This window comes from Tardiphaga sp. (genome assembly GCF_044336785.1).
Classification (GTDB): Bacteria; Pseudomonadota; Alphaproteobacteria; order Rhizobiales; family Xanthobacteraceae; genus Tardiphaga.
Genome location: NZ_JBIIOT010000035.1, coordinates 1 through 16,075 on the forward strand (window position 1 = coordinate 1; position 16,075 = coordinate 16,075).

At 63.2% G+C, this 16,075-nt stretch carries 18 protein-coding genes; 5 read left to right on the plus strand and 13 right to left on the minus strand.

Going from position 1 to position 16,075, the window contains the following annotated elements; translation table 11 throughout:
* The 3 genes from ACIQ2A_RS12260 to glgA form a co-directional block, all read left to right on the plus strand.
* The coding region (locus ACIQ2A_RS12260; RefSeq protein WP_398479381.1) for an MATE family efflux transporter at positions 1–970 on the plus strand (970 nt) is incomplete at its 5' end.
* A gap of 201 nt (positions 971–1,171) precedes the next feature.
* The gene (locus tag ACIQ2A_RS12265; protein ID WP_398479383.1) at positions 1,172–2,563 is read left to right on the plus strand and encodes an MFS transporter; all 1,392 of its coding nucleotides are present in this window, start codon (positions 1,172–1,174) and stop codon (positions 2,561–2,563) included.
* Positions 2,564–2,762: 199 nt separating this feature from the next.
* Entirely contained in the window at positions 2,763–4,181 is a 1,419-nt protein-coding gene (gene glgA, locus ACIQ2A_RS12270) for a glycogen synthase GlgA (RefSeq protein WP_398479385.1), read from the plus strand.
* Between the two features lie 6 nt (positions 4,182–4,187).
* Here the strand turns inward: glgA and ACIQ2A_RS12275 are convergent, their stop codons facing one another.
* Together ACIQ2A_RS12275 and ACIQ2A_RS12280 are read right to left on the minus strand one after the other, a co-directional pair.
* Positions 4,188–4,601 (minus strand): YciI family protein, encoded by a 414-nt coding sequence (locus ACIQ2A_RS12275; RefSeq protein ID WP_398479387.1) that lies wholly within the window; start codon positions 4,599–4,601, stop codon positions 4,188–4,190.
* Positions 4,602–4,695: 94 nt separating this feature from the next.
* Entirely contained in the window at positions 4,696–5,343 is a 648-nt protein-coding gene (locus ACIQ2A_RS12280; protein ID WP_398479389.1) for a glutathione S-transferase family protein, read from the minus strand.
* 157 nt (positions 5,344–5,500) lie between these two features.
* Here ACIQ2A_RS12280 and ACIQ2A_RS12285 point away from each other — a divergent pair, with 157 nt between their 5' ends.
* The gene (locus ACIQ2A_RS12285) at positions 5,501–6,304 is read left to right on the plus strand and encodes an SDR family NAD(P)-dependent oxidoreductase (RefSeq protein WP_398479391.1); all 804 of its coding nucleotides are present in this window, start codon (positions 5,501–5,503) and stop codon (positions 6,302–6,304) included.
* Here ACIQ2A_RS12285 and ACIQ2A_RS12290 read toward each other — a convergent pair.
* The 7 genes from ACIQ2A_RS12290 to ACIQ2A_RS12320 form a co-directional block, all read right to left on the minus strand.
* The gene (locus tag ACIQ2A_RS12290) at positions 6,301–6,774 is read right to left on the minus strand and encodes a DUF1772 domain-containing protein (protein ID WP_398479393.1); all 474 of its coding nucleotides are present in this window, start codon (positions 6,772–6,774) and stop codon (positions 6,301–6,303) included. The genes ACIQ2A_RS12285 and ACIQ2A_RS12290 overlap by 4 nt on opposite strands.
* Before the next feature lie 45 nt (positions 6,775–6,819).
* Positions 6,820–8,019 (minus strand): multidrug effflux MFS transporter, encoded by a 1,200-nt coding sequence (locus ACIQ2A_RS12295; RefSeq protein WP_398479395.1) that lies wholly within the window; start codon positions 8,017–8,019, stop codon positions 6,820–6,822.
* 73 nt (positions 8,020–8,092) lie between these two features.
* Positions 8,093–8,512 (minus strand): VOC family protein, encoded by a 420-nt coding sequence (locus ACIQ2A_RS12300; RefSeq protein ID WP_398479397.1) that lies wholly within the window; start codon positions 8,510–8,512, stop codon positions 8,093–8,095.
* A gap of 24 nt (positions 8,513–8,536) precedes the next feature.
* Positions 8,537–8,929, minus strand: coding sequence for a DoxX family protein (locus ACIQ2A_RS12305; RefSeq protein WP_398479399.1), 393 nt, complete (start codon positions 8,927–8,929; stop codon positions 8,537–8,539).
* Positions 8,930–9,041: 112 nt separating this feature from the next.
* Complete coding sequence (locus ACIQ2A_RS12310) at positions 9,042–10,310, minus strand: RNA polymerase sigma factor (protein WP_398479401.1); 1,269 nt, start codon at positions 10,308–10,310, stop codon at positions 9,042–9,044.
* Complete coding sequence (locus ACIQ2A_RS12315) at positions 10,307–10,672, minus strand: YciI family protein (protein WP_398479403.1); 366 nt, start codon at positions 10,670–10,672, stop codon at positions 10,307–10,309. The genes ACIQ2A_RS12310 and ACIQ2A_RS12315 overlap by 4 nt, the downstream gene beginning before the upstream one ends.
* A gap of 92 nt (positions 10,673–10,764) precedes the next feature.
* Positions 10,765–11,415, minus strand: coding sequence for a TetR/AcrR family transcriptional regulator (locus tag ACIQ2A_RS12320; protein WP_398479405.1), 651 nt, complete (start codon positions 11,413–11,415; stop codon positions 10,765–10,767).
* A 96-nt stretch (positions 11,416–11,511) separates the two neighbouring features.
* Here ACIQ2A_RS12320 and ACIQ2A_RS12325 point away from each other — a divergent pair, with 96 nt between their 5' ends.
* On the plus strand, positions 11,512–12,156 hold the full coding sequence (locus tag ACIQ2A_RS12325; protein ID WP_398479407.1) for a glutathione S-transferase N-terminal domain-containing protein: 645 nt from the start codon (positions 11,512–11,514) through the stop codon (positions 12,154–12,156).
* A 108-nt stretch (positions 12,157–12,264) separates the two neighbouring features.
* Here the strand turns inward: ACIQ2A_RS12325 and phnE (ACIQ2A_RS12330) are convergent, their stop codons facing one another.
* The 4 genes from phnE (ACIQ2A_RS12330) to phnC form a co-directional block, all read right to left on the minus strand.
* Positions 12,265–13,113 carry a phosphonate ABC transporter, permease protein PhnE gene (phnE, locus tag ACIQ2A_RS12330; protein WP_398479409.1) on the minus strand — a complete coding sequence of 283 codons (849 nt, stop codon included), beginning with the start codon at positions 13,111–13,113 and terminating at the stop codon, positions 12,265–12,267.
* Positions 13,110–13,994 (minus strand): phosphonate ABC transporter, permease protein PhnE, encoded by an 885-nt coding sequence (gene phnE, locus ACIQ2A_RS12335; protein WP_398479411.1) that lies wholly within the window; start codon positions 13,992–13,994, stop codon positions 13,110–13,112. Before phnE (ACIQ2A_RS12335) ends, phnE (ACIQ2A_RS12330) begins: the two co-directional genes overlap by 4 nt.
* 206 nt (positions 13,995–14,200) lie before the next feature.
* Positions 14,201–15,139: a phosphonate ABC transporter substrate-binding protein gene (phnD, locus tag ACIQ2A_RS12340; RefSeq protein WP_398479413.1), complete on the minus strand. Its 939-nt coding sequence runs from the start codon at positions 15,137–15,139 to the stop codon at positions 14,201–14,203.
* Positions 15,140–15,256: 117 nt separating this feature from the next.
* Entirely contained in the window at positions 15,257–16,072 is an 816-nt protein-coding gene (phnC, locus tag ACIQ2A_RS12345) for a phosphonate ABC transporter ATP-binding protein (RefSeq protein ID WP_398479415.1), read from the minus strand.
* Between the last annotated feature and the right edge of the window lie 3 nt (positions 16,073–16,075).

Here is a 16,075-nt window from a genome sequence, read left to right on the forward strand (position 1 = left end):
CAGCGGCGGCGCGCTGGATGCCGCCATGCAATATTCCAATGTCGTGTTCGGCGGCAGCGTGCTGGTCTGGCTGATGAACGGCTTTGCCAGCATCATCCGCGGCACCGGCAACATGCTGGTGCCGTCGCTGTCGATCTGTATCGGCGTGGTGATCCTGATCCCGCTGTCGCCGCTGCTGATCTTCGGCTGGGGACCGATCCCGGCCCTCGGCATTGCCGGCGGCGGCTGGGCGGTGGTGCTCTCGACCTTCACGGTGGGCGCAGTGCTCGGCGGCTACATCCTGTCAGGCCGCTGCATCGTGCATTTCAAATGGGCGCGGCTGCGCTGGGATCTGTCTGCTGACATCCTGCGCGTCGGCGCCATTGCCGCGGTGATCTCGCTGCAGACGAGCCTGACGGTGCTGCTCACCACCGCGCTGGTCGGCGGCTTTGCCGGCGGCGATGCGGTGGCCGGGTTCGGCACCGGCGTGCGGCTGGAATTCTTGATGGTGCCGCTGGCCTTCGGCTTCGGCGGACCACTGGTCGCGCTCGTCGGCACCAATATCGGTGCCGGACAGGAAGACCGCGCGTTGCGCGCGGCGCTGATCGGCGGCGCCATGGTGTTTGCCATCACCGAGTCGGTCGGGCTCATAGCCGCGATCTGGCCCGCTGCCTGGCTCGGCCTGTTCGGCTCGGATCCGCAGATGATCGAAACCGGCAGCACCTATCTGCGCATCGTCGGCCCCGCCTACGGTTTCTTCGGCCTCGGCCTATCGCTGTATTTCGCCTCCCAGGGCGCGGGCAAGATGCTGTTCCCGCTGCTCGCCGGCGTATTGCGGCTTCTGATCTCGATCGGCGGCGGCTGGCTGGCGCTGCGGCTGACCGGGTCGTTGACCTGGCTGTTCGCCTGTCTCGCCTTTGCTCTGGTCGTTTATGGCAGCATCATTGCCACCGCCGTGGCGACGGGGACGTGGTTCAAGAAGGCGAGTTAGGCTGTAGGGCGGATGAGCGAAGCGTAATCCGCCGCGGAGTTTCAACAATCAAATCGGCCGGCGGATTACGGCTTCGCCTCATCCGCCCTACGGCACAGCACGCATATGCCTCATGCAGTTGTACGCCTGCAGGGCTGCGACAAACTGGCCTAGATAGCCGGGATCGGCCACCATGGCGGCCGCATCCAGGAATTCCCAGAGATGGCAGACGGTATCGCGGCACAGGCTCCTCAGCCGACGGACGGCCTGACGCCGCAGCAGCAGCGCTGGGCGCGCGTCGCGATCTTTACCGCACTGGCCATGGCCTCGCTCGACACCGCCATCGCCAATGTCGCGCTCCCCACCATCGCCGCGCAGCTCAAGGCCACCCCGGCCGACGTCATCTGGGTGGTCAATGTCTACCAGATCGCCATGGTCGCCACCTTGCTGCCGTTCGGGGCGCTGGGCGAAATCATCGGTCATCAGCGCATCTATCTGTTCGGACTGATCCTGTTCACCATCGCCTCGGTCGCCTGCGCGCTGGCCTGGTCACTGGAGACGCTGCTGATCGCACGCGTGCTGCAAGGGCTTGGTGCCGCCGGGGCCATGAGCGTCAATGCGGCGCTGGTGCGCACCGTCTATCCGCCCCACCATTTCGGCCGCGGGCTCGGGCATAATGCGCTCATCGTAGCGACCTCCTTTACCCTCGGACCGACCATCGCGTCCGCGATCCTCTCGGTGGCCAGCTGGGAATGGCTGTTTGCGATCAACCTGCCCTTCGGCCTCGCGGCGCTCGCCATCAGCCTGAAGACCTTGCCGAAGACCTCGCGCGCCACGCACAGTTTCGACTATGTCGGATCGGCACTGGCGATCGCCTGCCTCGGCCTGCTGATCACCGGCATCGACAGCGCTGCGCATCACACCTCCGTGCCCATCGTTGTCGCCGAACTCATCGCCGGCCTGCTGTTCGGCTGGCTGCTGCTGCGCCGGCAGGCTGGGCACCCTGCGCCGATGCTGCCCATCGACCTGTTCCGGCGGCCGCTCTTCGCATTGTCAGCTGCAACCGCCGTCTGCTCCTTCTCGGTCCAGGGCCTCGCTTTCGTGTCGCTGCCCTTCTATTTCGAGGAAGTCCTGCATCGCTCGGCGGTCGAGACCGGCTTTTTCCTGACGCCCTGGCCGCTGGTGGTCGGCATCATGGCGCCGATCGCCGGCCGGCTGTCCGATCACTATCCCGCCGGCCTGCTCGGCGGCATCGGGCTCGCTTTGCTCGGCATCGGCATGGTGCTGCTGGCAACCCTGCCGACGGAGCCGAGCATCCCCAATATCGTCTGGCGGATGGTGATCTGCGGTGCCGGCTTCGGCTTCTTCCAGGCACCGAACATGAAGGCCATCATGTCCAGCGCCCCCGCAGGCCGCAGCGGCGGCGCCAGCGGCATCGTCGCCACCGCCCGGCTGACGGGCCAGAGTACCGGCGCGGCGCTCGCCGCCTTCTGCTTCGGCCTGTTCGGCCATGCCGGCGCGACCTGGGCACTGGCGCTTGGCGCCGGCTTCGCGGCGATCGGCTGCGTGATGAGTTTCCTGCGGCTGGTGGTGCAGCAGCCTAACGATGCGTAAAAATATGAGCGACAAATCGCGCGCGTCACATTTCCCTTTTGCAATGCCACATTAAGTGATGTGATATACTGCAGTGCAGAGAGAGTTGATTTGCGTCGCAAGTAATAAAACTGAGTTCCAAAACCATTAGGTATGATGCACCCAAAGGCATCGGATCAGTTTCCACTTACTTACGTCGCCTGGGGCACGAGGGGCTTCGTTGAGGGTTCTGTTCGTCACGCCTGAGATCGACGACTATGTCCGCGTCGGCGGACTTGCCGCCGTTTCTGCTGCCCTTCCCCGTGCACTCCGCAACTGGAGCGATGTCCGCGTCATCCTTCCCGGCTATCGCGACGTGATCTCCCAATGCGGGCCGATCCAGATCGTCGGCGAATGCCCGGCGCTGGCTGAGATGCCCGCCTGCACGCTCGGCCTCGCATCAACCCGGGACGGCATGCCGATCTATGTCCTGCTCAGCCCGCAGCTCTATGAACGCCCGGGCAACCCTTACGGCGACGAAAGCGCCCGCGACTGGCCGGACAACGATATCCGTTTTGCGCGCTTCGCCTCTGCCGCCGCTCTGCTGGCTGCCGGGCAGCTCGATCCGAACTGGAGCGCCGATCTCGTTCATGCCAATGACTGGCCCGGCGCGCTGGTGCCGGCCTATCTCGCCTGGAACAAAGTTCCGGTCCCAACCATCCTGACCATCCACAATCTGGCCTATCAGGGCCTGTTTCCGAAAACCGCGCTGCGCCGGATCGGCGCGCCGGAGGACTCGTTCCACATCGACGGGCTGGAATTCTACGACAAGCTGTCCTTCCTCAAGGGCGGCCTGAACTACTCGACGCATCTCACCACGGTGAGCGAGACCTATGCCCGCGAGATCACCACGCCGGAACTCGGCTGCGGGCTCGAAGGCCTCCTGCGGAAACGCTCCAACGCGGCGCAACTCACCGGCATTCTCAACGGCATCGACGAGAGCTGGGATCCGCGCTTCTGCTCGGAGCTGATGCGTCCGTTCGGCGCCGGAGACTGGGAAGCCAAACGCGCCAATGCCGACGGTGTCCGTCAGCAATTCGGGCTCGCACTCTCTCGCGGGCCCATTTTTGGCTTGGTGGCCCGCCTCGTCCATCAGAAGGGCGTCGATCTCGTGCTTGCCGCCGCCGATGCCATCGTGTCTGCGGGCGGACAGATCGTGGTGACGGGGACCGGCGAGCCGGCCATCGAGAACGCGCTGATGGAAGCCCATCGCCGCCGTCCCGACGCCATCGGCGTGGCTATCGGCTTCAACGACCGCGAAGCGCGTCGTATCTTTGCCGGCAGCGATTTCACGCTGATGCCGTCGCGCTTCGAGCCGTGTGGGCTCAGCCAGATGTATGCGCAGCGCTTCGGCTCGCTGCCGATCGGCCACCAGACCGGCGGCCTCGCCGAGACCATCATCGATGGCGAGACCGGCTTCCTGTTCAACAAGCCATCCACCGAGTCTTTCCTCGGCGGCATCCTGCGCGCCTTCGCGACCTTCGGATCGCAGGACCGGCTGAACTCCATGCGCCGCAGCGCGATGGCCAAATCGTTCTCGTGGAATATTTCGGCGGCGAGCTATTCGTCGCTCTATCGGAAAATGTCGCTCGCCGCCTGAGGACGACTACTTTTCGAGTTGTTGACGCATCAGCTCTTCCTGCTCGCGCAGTTCGGGCGTGAACGCGTCGCCAAAATCCTCCGGCGCGAAAATCTGGCGGATCTCGATCTCGGCGCCGCTCTCGAACGGCGCCCGCTTCATCCAGGCGACGGCCTCGTCACGCGTCTTCGTCTCGATCAGCCAGAAGCCGGCGAGGAGGTCGCCCGACAATGGGAACGGACCGTGCGTCACCGCAGGCTCGCCCCCGCCAAAACGAATGCGCGTGCCCTTGCTGGTGGGATGCACGCCTTCGCCCGCCTGCATCACGCCAGCCTTGACCATCTCCTCGTTGAAATTGCCCATCGCCGTGAGCAATTCCATCGACGGCATCACGCCGGCTTCGGTGTCCTTGTTGGCCTTTACGATCACCATGAAACGCATGGTTCTTCCCCTTCAGCGTTGACTGTCCAAATGACGATTGAGGATGTGACTGCCCGACAGCGCCATTGAAATTATGTCGGGGGTCATGGCCGCATCATTCCTGCGGGAACATGTGGAGATAAGGCTCTGCCTCCTTCAATACACGCGCCACCGACGGCCGTGCCTGCAAGCGGCCGAGATAGGCGGATGCGCCGGGATGCGTCTTTGCGAACGGCAGCACCTTGTTGCTGTAGAACAGCGGCGGAAAAGCCGCACAGTCGGCGAGCGTGAAAGCGTCGCCCATGGCCCACTGGTGATCAGCCATACCGCTTTCGATCATATCCAGGGCGATGCGCAGCTTGCTCTCCGCTTCGGTCACGCCATGCGGGTCTTTCGCTCCTGCCGGCCGAAGCCTGTCGCCGATAATCGTCTGCATGTGCGCATGGAGGTGCAGATCGAAAAAGCGGTCGCGCAACCGGGTCTTCAGGCCGAGATCGCCATCCGGAATGAAGCGCGTGACGCCGGGATAATGACGATCGAGATATTCGATGACGATGGATGACTCCGGCACAACCTCGCTGCGGGCATCGTCCTGCAGAACCGGAAACTTGCCGATCGGCCACAACCCGAGCAACGCCGCGCGTTGATCGGGATCGCCGAGATTGACCATGTGCGGCGTGAACGGCGTGTCGTTCTCGTACAGCGCGATCAGCGCCTTCCAGCAATAGGACGACAGTGGGTGGTAATGAAGGGTGAGCGACAAGGGCAGTCTCCCGATCCGGTGGTTTTATTCAGGACGAACGAGACTTCCGCTTACCGACAAAGATCGCGGCCTCATCCCGACAAAAATCCGGGTTGTCGCGCTCCCGTTACTCTCCTAAACACGCCGGCAAACATGACGAAACGGATCGGGACGGACAATGGTCAAGACGGACGGCACGCAAAACACCCGCAAGGTCGCACTGGTCACCGGCGCAGCGCGCGGAATCGGGCTTGCGGTGGCGAAGCGGTTTCTCGGCGAGGGCTATCACGTCGCGCTGCTGGACATCGAGGGTGAGTTGCTCGCCGCCGCAGTGACGGCGCTGAACGATCCCGAGCATACGCTCGCACTGCATGCCGACGTTTCCGACGAGAAAGCCGTTGCCAAGGCCTTTGCGGACACGCAGGCCCGGTTCGGCCGGCTCGATGCGCTGGTGAACAATGCCGGGATCGCGAATTTCAAGCCGGTGCTGGAAACGACGCTGGATGAATGGGAACGCATCATGGCGGTCAATCTCACCGGCCCGTTCCTCTGCACCAAGGCGGGTGCCCCCTTGATGCGCGAACATGGCGGCGGCGCCATCGTCAATATCGCGTCGATCTCGGCGCTGCGCGCATCGACGCTTCGCGTGGCCTATGGCACCAGCAAGGCCGGCATCATTCACTTCACCAAGCAATGCGCCGTCGAACTCGCGCTGCTCGGCATCCGCGTCAATGCGGTGGCGCCGGGTCCGGTGGAGACGGCCATGGCCAAAGCCGTGCATACGCCGGCGATCCGCGCCGACTATCACGATGCCATTCCCCTGAACCGCTACGGCGGCGAGGATGAGCTGGCCGATGCCATCTTCTTTCTGTGCAGCGAGCGCGCCAGCTACATTACCGGCCAGATGCTGGCCGTGGATGGCGGCTTCGACGCCACCGGCATCGGCCTGCCCACGCTGCGGCGTGAAGGCATCAACGGCTAAAGCTGGCGCAGTGCCAGAATAAAGGTCCCAAGTGCGGCGGTCGACGTGACCGTGCGCACATGGTTCCAGCCGGTCCAGACCGAGAGATAGCGCGCCCACAGGCCGGCAGCCTCGCTGCTGTCGGGAGTCGCCGCCGCTAATGCGTCGTTCATCGGTACATTGAAGATAATGGTGACGAGAAACGTGCCGGCGACATAGAGCAGCGCGCCGGTCACCAGCCAGCCCGATGCGGGACCGGACCAATTCAGCATCGCGACGATCGCCAGCACGACGCAGATCAGCGCGGTGCCCATGAAGGCCGCAAGGAATAGCGGGCTGAGGATCATGGCATTGATCGACTGCATCGCGGCGATGCCGGTGGGGGCCGGCAGCTTGCCGAGTGCGCTCATGACCGTCACCGAGAAAACGAAGAACAATCCAGCCATCAGGCCCGATCCGATCGCTGCGGCAAAGGTCAGGCCGAATGTCATGCGCGTCATCCCTCGTCCCCGATCGGTCCAGCCTAGCAGTGTCGCCTACTCGGCGAGCTGCGGCGAAAGCTCGCGCGGACGCAGCGTCGCCATGGTGATGACCAGTGCGGCCACCGCGGTAAGGGCGATCGTGATCACCATCGGCTGCGACGTGCCATTGAAGAACAGGCCGGCGATCGCAATCACGGCACCGCCGGTCAGCATCTGCAACGTGCCACCGAGCGCGCTGGCGCTACCGGCGATCGGACCGTGCTCCTCCAGCGACAGTACCATGGTCGACGGGATCACCAGGCCGAGAAAGGCGAAGGACGTGAACAAGAGCGGCATCAGCACCCACAGGCTGGTGAAGCCGGCCAGCGTCAGCGCCAGCAGCAATACGGCGAAGAACGCGTAGGCAGCGACGGCGCCCATCACCACACGCGCCATGCCAAAACGTCCGCCGAGCCGGCTGGCCAGTTGCGACATGCCAATGAAGCCGACTGCATTGATCGAGAAGGCGACGCTGTATTCCGCGAGGGTCATGCCATAAGTCTTGATGTAGACGAAGGACGACATCGACAGGAAGGTGAAGAAGCTGGACATGCCGAGGCCGCCGATAAAGGTGAGCCCGAGAAAGTGCCAGTCACGAAACAGCGTGCCGAAATGGCCGAGCACGCTGCGGACATCTCCCTTGATGCGTTCATGTACAGGCCGGGTTTCGGGCAGCATCGTCGCCAACAGGACCGTCGCGATCAGTGCCGCGACCGTGACGGCCACGAATACTGCACGCCAGCCGAACGGCACGATCAGCGCGCTTCCGCCAAGCGGCGCGAGGATCGGCGAGACCGAGAATACCAGCATCACGAGCGACATCAGCCTGGTCGCTTCGACACCCGTGTGCAGATCGCGGATGATGGCGCGGGGGATCACGCCCATGGCGGCAGCACCGAGCCCCTGCACGAAGCGCGCGGCGATCAGCCATTCCACACCCGGCGACAGCGCGCAGCCGACCGAGCCGACAACGAACAGAACCAGTCCCGCATAAAGCGGCGCCTTGCGGCCATAGACATCGGACAACGGACCATAGGCGATCTGGCACAGGCCGAAAGCGATGAAATAGCTGGTCAGCGTCAGTTGCGTCGCCGATGTCGTGGCGCGGAGATCGCTTTCGATATCCGGCAGCGCCGGCAGATACATATCGATGGCGAACGGGCCGACGGCACAGAGCAGGCCGAGCACAATGGCGTTGCGGGCGAACGGAGACATGACAGCTACTTTTCAGTTCGGAAACACGGGCGCGGTGTCTCCCCGCTCGTCGCGGGAAGACGCCGGCACAGAGTCACTGGTCGGGACAGTCCTGCGCGGTGTTGATCATCCATGGCACGCCGAACTTGTCGATGCACATGCCAAAGCCCTTTGACCAGAACGTGGCAGCGAACGGCATCTTGGCGACACCGCCATCAGACAGCGCGTTGAACCACTTTTCCCCCTCAGCCGGGGTCTGGGCTTGCAGGCAGACAGAAAAGCCCTGCATCTTCTCGAAGTAATCCGGCGGACAATCGGAGGCCATGATCACCTCGCCGTCGATAGACAGCTGCGCATGCAGGACCTTCTTCGCCATCGAAGGCGGCATGTGTTCGGCAGCGGGCGAGCCCTCGACATGCATGATGACGTCGATTTTCGCACCGATCGCCGCCTCATAGAACTTGAAGGCTTCTTCGCAATTGCCGTCATAGTGGAGATAGGGATTGATCTGCATGGATCGTCTCCTTGGGTTGAGTGTCTAGTTCCGGATCGGCATCAGCGCCCGCAGGGCGGGATCGCGCAGATAGAGCCCGCCCCACGCCATCAGACCGATATAGAGGCCGAACAACAGATGCGTGCACAGCGGACTGTCCACCCGCAAATGCGTGGCCATGGCGCCACCGAGCAATCCGGTCAGCAGGATCGCGCCGAGCACCGAGGTACGCGGAAACGCATACAGCACCGCGCAAGCGAGAGTGATGACGCCGAGCAGCCGCGCCTGCCCGACCGAGCCGCCATAGCCGAGCTGCTGCAGGGTTTCGGTGACCTCCTTGATCGGTACCAGCTTGATGCCGCCATCCATCAGGAGGAAGAGAATGACGACACCGCTGAGAATGCGGCCAGACCACTGGGCAACGGGAGAGACGGGCATGGCACTTCCTGATGTCGATGTCTTGCCAAGGACGGACGGGATCGACGCGCCCCGACATCCAGCGAAATCTTTTTTCCTGTAGATGGTGTTGGTTCACCTGCGCGGGAGCGGGTTATTTGCCGGCTGCCTTGACCTTGCTGTCTTCCTCCAATCGATCGATATGCCGGCGGATATGATCGGCTTCGGCGGGCGTGTTCGCGAGCGCAATCGCCCGGTTAAAGCTCTCGCGCGCGTCATCATGACGGCCGAGCTGGTTCAGATAGGCGCCCTGCGCGCCGAAAAAGTAGAAGTAATTCGCGAGCTTCGATGCCAACGGCGCGATCATGTCCAGCGCGGCCTGCGGACCACGCACCTTCGACACGGCGACCGAGCGATTGAGCGTGATCACAGGCGACGGCTGCAGGATTTCCAGCGAGCCATAGAGCAATTCAATCTGCGCCCAATCCGTATCCTCCGGCTTGGCAGCACGCGCATGCAGCGCAGCAATAGCCGCCTGGATCTGATAGGCGCCGGTGCGGCGATGGCGCATGGCCTTGTCGATCAGCGCCAGGCCTTCGGCGATCATCTTGCCGTTCCACAGCGCACGATCCTGATCTTCAAGCAAGACCGCCGTGCCATCAGCATCGAAGCGGGCAGCTACGCGCGCATATTGCAGCAGCATCAACGCGGCGAGGCCCATGATCTCCGGCTCGGCTGGAAACAGCTTGAGCAGCAGGCGCGCGAGACGGATCGCTTCCTCGCAGAAGGGCGCGCGCTGGTCTGCGCTATCGCCGCCTGCGGAATAGCCTTCGTTGAAGACCAGATAGATCATCGCCGCCACAGCGGCGAGGCGCTCGCTGCGCTCCGGCGCGCCCGGCGCTTCGAATGGCACCTTGTTTTTGGCGATGGCAGATTTGGCGCGCGTAATGCGCTGCTCCATCGCGGCATCACTGACGAGAAAGGCGCGCGCGATCTGCTTGACCGTGAGGCCAGAGACGATGCGCAGCGCCAGCGCGATCTGCTGCGTCGCCGGCAATTGCGGATGGCAGCAGATGAACAGCAGCCGCAGGATGTCGTCGCGATAGTGCGAACCGTCGAGCCGGTCGGCAAGTTCGCTCTCCGCATCGTCGAGATCGGAGATCGCGTGATCGTCGTCCGGGAGCGGCTGCTGCCGCTTGCCGCGGCGGAGGTCGTCGATGGCAGTGTTGCGACCGACCATGATCAGCCACGCCGCCGCATCGCGCGGCGGGCCGTTCTGTGGCCAGGTCTTGAGCGCGCGCAGGCAGGCGTTCTGATACGCCTCCTCCGCCGTGTCGAGATCGCGGAAATAGCGCAACAGCGCGCCGAGCGCCTGGGGACGCGCCGAGGTCAGGGCCGCATCGATCCAGGCGACATCGGTCATGGCGCAAAGGTCCCGTGGAAGACGCCGATCGGGCGGATCTCATAGGCGCCGCCGGGATTGGCGCGGCCCAGGTCCTGCGCGATTTCCAATGCGCCATCGAGGTTCTCGGCTTCCACCACATAGAAGCCGAGCAGTTGCTCCTTGGTCTCGGCAAAGGGGCCGTCCAGCACCACCGGCGGATCGTCCTTGCGCAGCGTGGTGGCAGCCGTGGTCGGCAACAGACGGGCCACCGGGCCGAGCCGGCCCTGCTCGGCCAGCTTGCCATGCACGACGGCGAGCTTGGCCATGACACTGTCGTCCTCGTCCTTGGACCAGCCGCCGACAACGGCCTCATCGTGATAGCAGAGAATGGCGTACAGCATGGGTGCTCCTTAATTGGAAGACGCGCAGCGCAAGGCGATGCCGACAGCTTAGCTGAAATTATTGTGGCGTGACGCGCAGGCGGGTTCCCGCATCATACACGGCAGAGGTGTTCGACGGCGCTGCCGACAAAGGCTTCGAGTTCGGCCCGCGGCACGCCGGCGCGGGCGCGGATCGACGACAGATTCAGCAAGGCGGAGGCCATCTTTGCCAGCACATCGACATTGGCGGTCTCGGGTAGTTCGCCGCGCGCGACCGCGGTGCGGAAGCACCAGGCAAAGGCGTCGTCGAGTTCCTGGAAGCTTGAAAGCATCAAGGCGCGGATCTCCGGATCGGCGATCGCGTCGGACGCCACCGTCATCACCGCGAAGCATCCGCGCGGGTCATCGGCGCCTGTGGTGTAGATATCGAGCGCGGCCGCATAGAAGCGGCGCAAGCGCTCGCGGATGTCGATATCGGCCTGGAACAGCGCGATCACTTTCGCGGTGTAGTCATCGCGATAGCGCTGGTAGCTCTTGATGTAGAGCGCGCGCTTGTCGCCGAAAGCGCCATAGAGGCTCGGCCGGTTCATGCCGGTGGCGGCGCTGAGATCGTCCAGCGAGGTTGCGGCATAGCCGGTGCGGCGGAACAGGTCGAGCGCCTGGCCGATGGCCACGTCGGGCTCATAGGCGCGCGGACGGCCGCGGCGCTTGCCCTCCCCCTTTTCGCCCGCCACGTCGGAGGTCGGCTTCTTTTTTTGTACCATTTCGCAATTTATTCCTTGACCGTCTTATTATTGTGCGAGACGGTATGAAAATCAACCGACAGCGACACTTCGCTCGCTGCAACGAAGGAGGCACCCATGGACCTGTATTTCTCGCCGATGGCCTGCTCGATGGCTACCCGCATCGCGCTTTACGAAGCCGGTGCCGAGGCTCGTTTTTTCGAGGTCGATCCGCCCAGCAAGACCCTGTTGCAGGATGGATCCGACTTCCGCGTGGTCAATCCCCTCGGGCTCGTGCCGACGCTGCGCACCGACGATGGCCTGATCCTTACCGAAAACGCGGCGATCCTCCAGCATGTGGCCGAGCGCTTTCCGGACTCGCCGATCGCAGCCGGCACCGGCATCGAACGCACCCGGCTGCAGCAATGGCTGTGCTTCATCGGGACCGAGCTGCACAAGTCGCTCTTCCAGCCGCTGCTTTCGCAGAAAGCGCCGCCGGAGGCGAAAGCCTATGCGCTGGAGAACGGATGTTCGAAGCTCGATTATCTCGACAAGCATCTCGCAGGGCGCGACTTCCTGCTCGATCGCTTCAGCGTCGCCGATGCCTATCTCAGCACGGTGCTGAACTGGACCCTGGTGATCCCGCAGCTGGATCTGGGCCACTGGCCGGCGATCAAGGCGTATCATGCGAAGATGCGTGAGCGGCCCAGCGTGATGCGCGCTGTCGGCGAGGAGTTTGAGCTGTTCAAGGCCGAACAGGCAAGGCACCGAGTGGCCGCCTAACCTCGGCCGTCATTGCGAGGTCAAGAAAAGCCTTCGGCTTCTTAGCGTAGCGACGACGCAATCCGGTTCTTGGCTATGGATTGCTTCGCTGCGCTCGCAATGACGGAGTTACGCCACAGCCCGTCGCCCGATGATCGCGAAACGGAGGCGGCTGGAGATCCAGTCGATGGCCGCCACCGCCACCAGAATCATCAGGATCAGGAATGACACCTTCTGCCATTCCAGCACACGGATCTGCTCGGCCAGTTGCAGGCCGATGCCACCAGCGCCGACGATGCCGATGATGGTGGCCGAGCGCGTGTTGGACTCGATGAAGTACAACACCTGCCCGGCAATCACCGGCAGCACCTGCGGCATCAGGCCGAAATGGATCTCATGCAGCGGGCTGCCGCCGGAGGCGCGGATACCCTCGACCTGCTTCGTGTCCGCGCCCTCGATCGCCTCCGAGAACAGTTTGCCGAAGGCGCCGAAATCCGACACCGCGATGGCGAGCACGCCGGCGAAGGGGCCGAGGCCGACGACATTGATCCACACCAGCGCCCAGATCAGCGTATCGACGCCACGGATCGTATCGAGGGAACGCCGCACCGGGAAACGCAGCCAGGCGGATGGAATGACATTGCGGGCAGCGAGGAGACTGACCGGCAAAGCGAGCAAGGCAGCGAGTGTGGTGCCGAGCACCGCGATCGACAGCGTCTCACCCATCGCCTGCAGATAGGCGGGCAGCGAGGCGCCAGGATCGGGCGGGATCATCATCATGGTGATCCAGCCGAGCTGCTGGATGCCGTTCAGCATGCGCGCCGGCGAGAAATCGAGTTCGACAAGACCGAAGATCAATAGCGCCAAAGCAGCCATGATGACCGTCGGTGCCGCTGCGCGCGATTTCAGCGGGCGATTGAACACGTCGGGATAGCGGCCGCGCAGCTCGCTGGTATTGACATCAGGCTGCTGGTTCACGACCGCGTCTCCTTGCCGAACAGGCGGCCACGCAGCCAGCCGGTGCCGATATCGATTACGAAGACGGTGACGATGATCATCAGCAGGATGGCACTGACATCCGAGTAATAGAATTTACGCACGGCGACCACGAGCTCCTGCCCGATGCCGCCGGCGCCGACAAAGCCCATCACCGAGGCGCCGCGCACATTGATCTCGAAGCGCAGCAGCGTGTAGCTGGCAAAGCCCGCCGAGACCTGCGGCAGCACCGCGAAGCGCATGCAGTCGATCCAGCTGGCACCGGTGGAGCGGATGCCTTCCACCGGCTTCATGTCGATATTCTCGACGATCTCGCCATAAAGCTTGCCGAGCGCGCCGACACAGTGGATGGCGATCGCCAGCACGCCGGCCATCGGGCCCAGGCCGAAGGCGATGACGAAGATCAGCGCGAACACGATGTCCGGCACCGTGCGGCAGAATTCCATGAAGCGCTTGACGACGAAACGCAGCCAGCGCAACGGCGCGGTGTTCTCGGCGGCGAGGAAGTTCAGGCCGAATGCAAGCAAGGCGCCGACGATCGTGCCGACGTAGCTGATCAGCACGGTCTCGCCGAGCAGCTTCAGCCACTTGTCCCAGCCCCAGAACCATTCACCGACGTCCCTCCACACCCGCACGCCGCTATCGAGCGTGAAGATGCGATCGAAATAGCTGAAGAAATTTCCGATCTTGGCGACGAAGGTGGAAACGTTCACTTCTGCGCCGATGGCCGCGACGAACAGCACGACAGCGCAGGCCACGACCGACAGCAGCGTGCGCAGCCGGCGACGCGACACTGCCTTGCGATAGGCGTCGTTCAGCGCGGCAAGCTGCTGGCTCGGCAGAATAGAAACGGCGGCGGACATCTGGTGTGGGCTTTCAACTCGTCGTCCCCGCGACGGCGGGGATCCATCATCACGGTCGATTTCATAGAAGCGACAAAGCCGCCATCATCGAGATCCGACTAGATCCACAGCGTGTATGGGTCCCCGCCTTCGCGGGTACGACATGGAGTGGACTATAAAAAAGGAGCCGGATCATACCCGATCCGGCTCCTGTCGGAAGTTGGGCCTTACGACGCCTTCTTCTTGCGCAGGGCGTCCACAAACTTGATCAGGTCGATGGTCGCATCCCAATCCTTGGTGGTCGCAGCATGGAAGCCCTTCTTCTGACCGTCGGACAGCTTATCAAAGGCAGCTTTGTCCTTGGTCGGGGCTTCCTCGAACGCCTTGCGGATCGCGACCTTCAAATCTTCCGGCAGGTCCGAGCTATAGGCATAGGGGCCGTTGATGATCGGGGCCGACTTGTGGACGATGCGGAAGTCGTCCTTCTTCATCGGCGTGCCGTCGGCATTCTTCAGCATGCCCTTGTGGAGCATCTGCTGCAGGGTGGAGTCGGCATCGTTTGTCCACTGATTGGCAGCGACATCGACGGTGCCCTGCGACAGTGCCAGCAGCGCGTTTTCGTGGCTGCCGGTGAAGACGACCTTGCTGAAATAGGTGTCGGCATCGGTGATGCCCATCTTGTCCAGCTCAAAGCGCGGCACATTGTTGCCCGAGGTCGAATTCGGATCAACGAGGCCGAGATTCTTGCCCTTCAGCTGATCGATCGACTTGTAGGGGCTCGTCGCCTTGACGAAGAACACCGAGTAGTAGCCGGTGGAGCCATCGATATTGATGTCGTTGGCGAAGGCGTCGGTCTTCACACCGGTGAGACGAGCGCGTGCGAACGAGGCCGAACCATAGCTGGCGATCTGGATATTGCCCGAGCGCTGGCCTTCGATCACCGCGGCATAGTCATTTGCGATACGCAGATTGACCTTCACGCCCAGCTCTTTCGAGAGATAGGTGATGAACGGCCCCCAGCGCTCGGTCACGCCCGAGGCATTCTCGGCCGGGATGATCGCAAAAGTGAGTTCCGGATATTTGGCCTTGTAGTCCTGTGCCGAGGCGGAGCCGGCGGCGAAAGCGAGCACGGCGGCGCCGAGCACGATGGAGCGACGATTGATCATGGCAATCCCTGCGCGATCTGGAGAGGTGACGGAGTTTCTTATGGGTAGACGAAACGTCTATCGCCGCGATGACATCTCTCGCCTGACAGTCAGGCTGACATCCTCGCGGCAATTCATTCAGGCGACGGCAGCCGCCCCGTATTCGGGCACGCGCGCACCAGTCGGCACATGCACCGGTGCCGATCCCATCACCTCATCGGCTTCGAGATCGTAGAGTTCACGGGCGATATGTTCGGTGAGCTGGGCAGGCGCGCCATCGAACACGACACGACCGGCGGACATGCCGATCAGGCGATCGCAATAGGTGCGGGCCAGATCGAGCGAATGCAGGTTGCACATCACGGTGATGCCGAAATGCTTGTTGATGCGCAGCAGCGCATCCATGACGATGCGGGTGTTGCGCGGGTCGAGCGAGGCGATCGGCTCGTCGGCGAGAATGAGGTCCGGCTGCTGAACGAGCGCGCGGGCGATGGCGACGCGCTGCTGCTGACCACCGGAGAGCTGATCAGCGCGCTGCGAGGCATATTGCGCCATGTCGAACTGTTCGAGCGCCGACATCGCCAGCGCGCGATCCTGCTCCGGCCACATCTGCGTCAGTGAACGCCACTGCGGCATGTCGGCGAGGCGGCCCATCAGCACATTGATGAGAACATCGAGACGGCCGACGAGATTGAACTGCTGGAAGATCATCGCCGAGCGCGCACGCCATTGGCGCAATTCGCGGCCCTTCAGCGCGGTCACATCCAAACCGTCGAACATGATCCGGCCGGATGTCGGTTCTGCCAGGCGGTTGACCATGCGCAGCAAAGTCGACTTGCCCGCACCGGAACGCCCGATCACGCCGACAAAGGAGCCCGGCGCGATCTCGAAATTGGCATTATCGACCGCCGCCTTGGCACCGAAACGGCACGTCAGGCCTTCGACTGCAAGCATGTG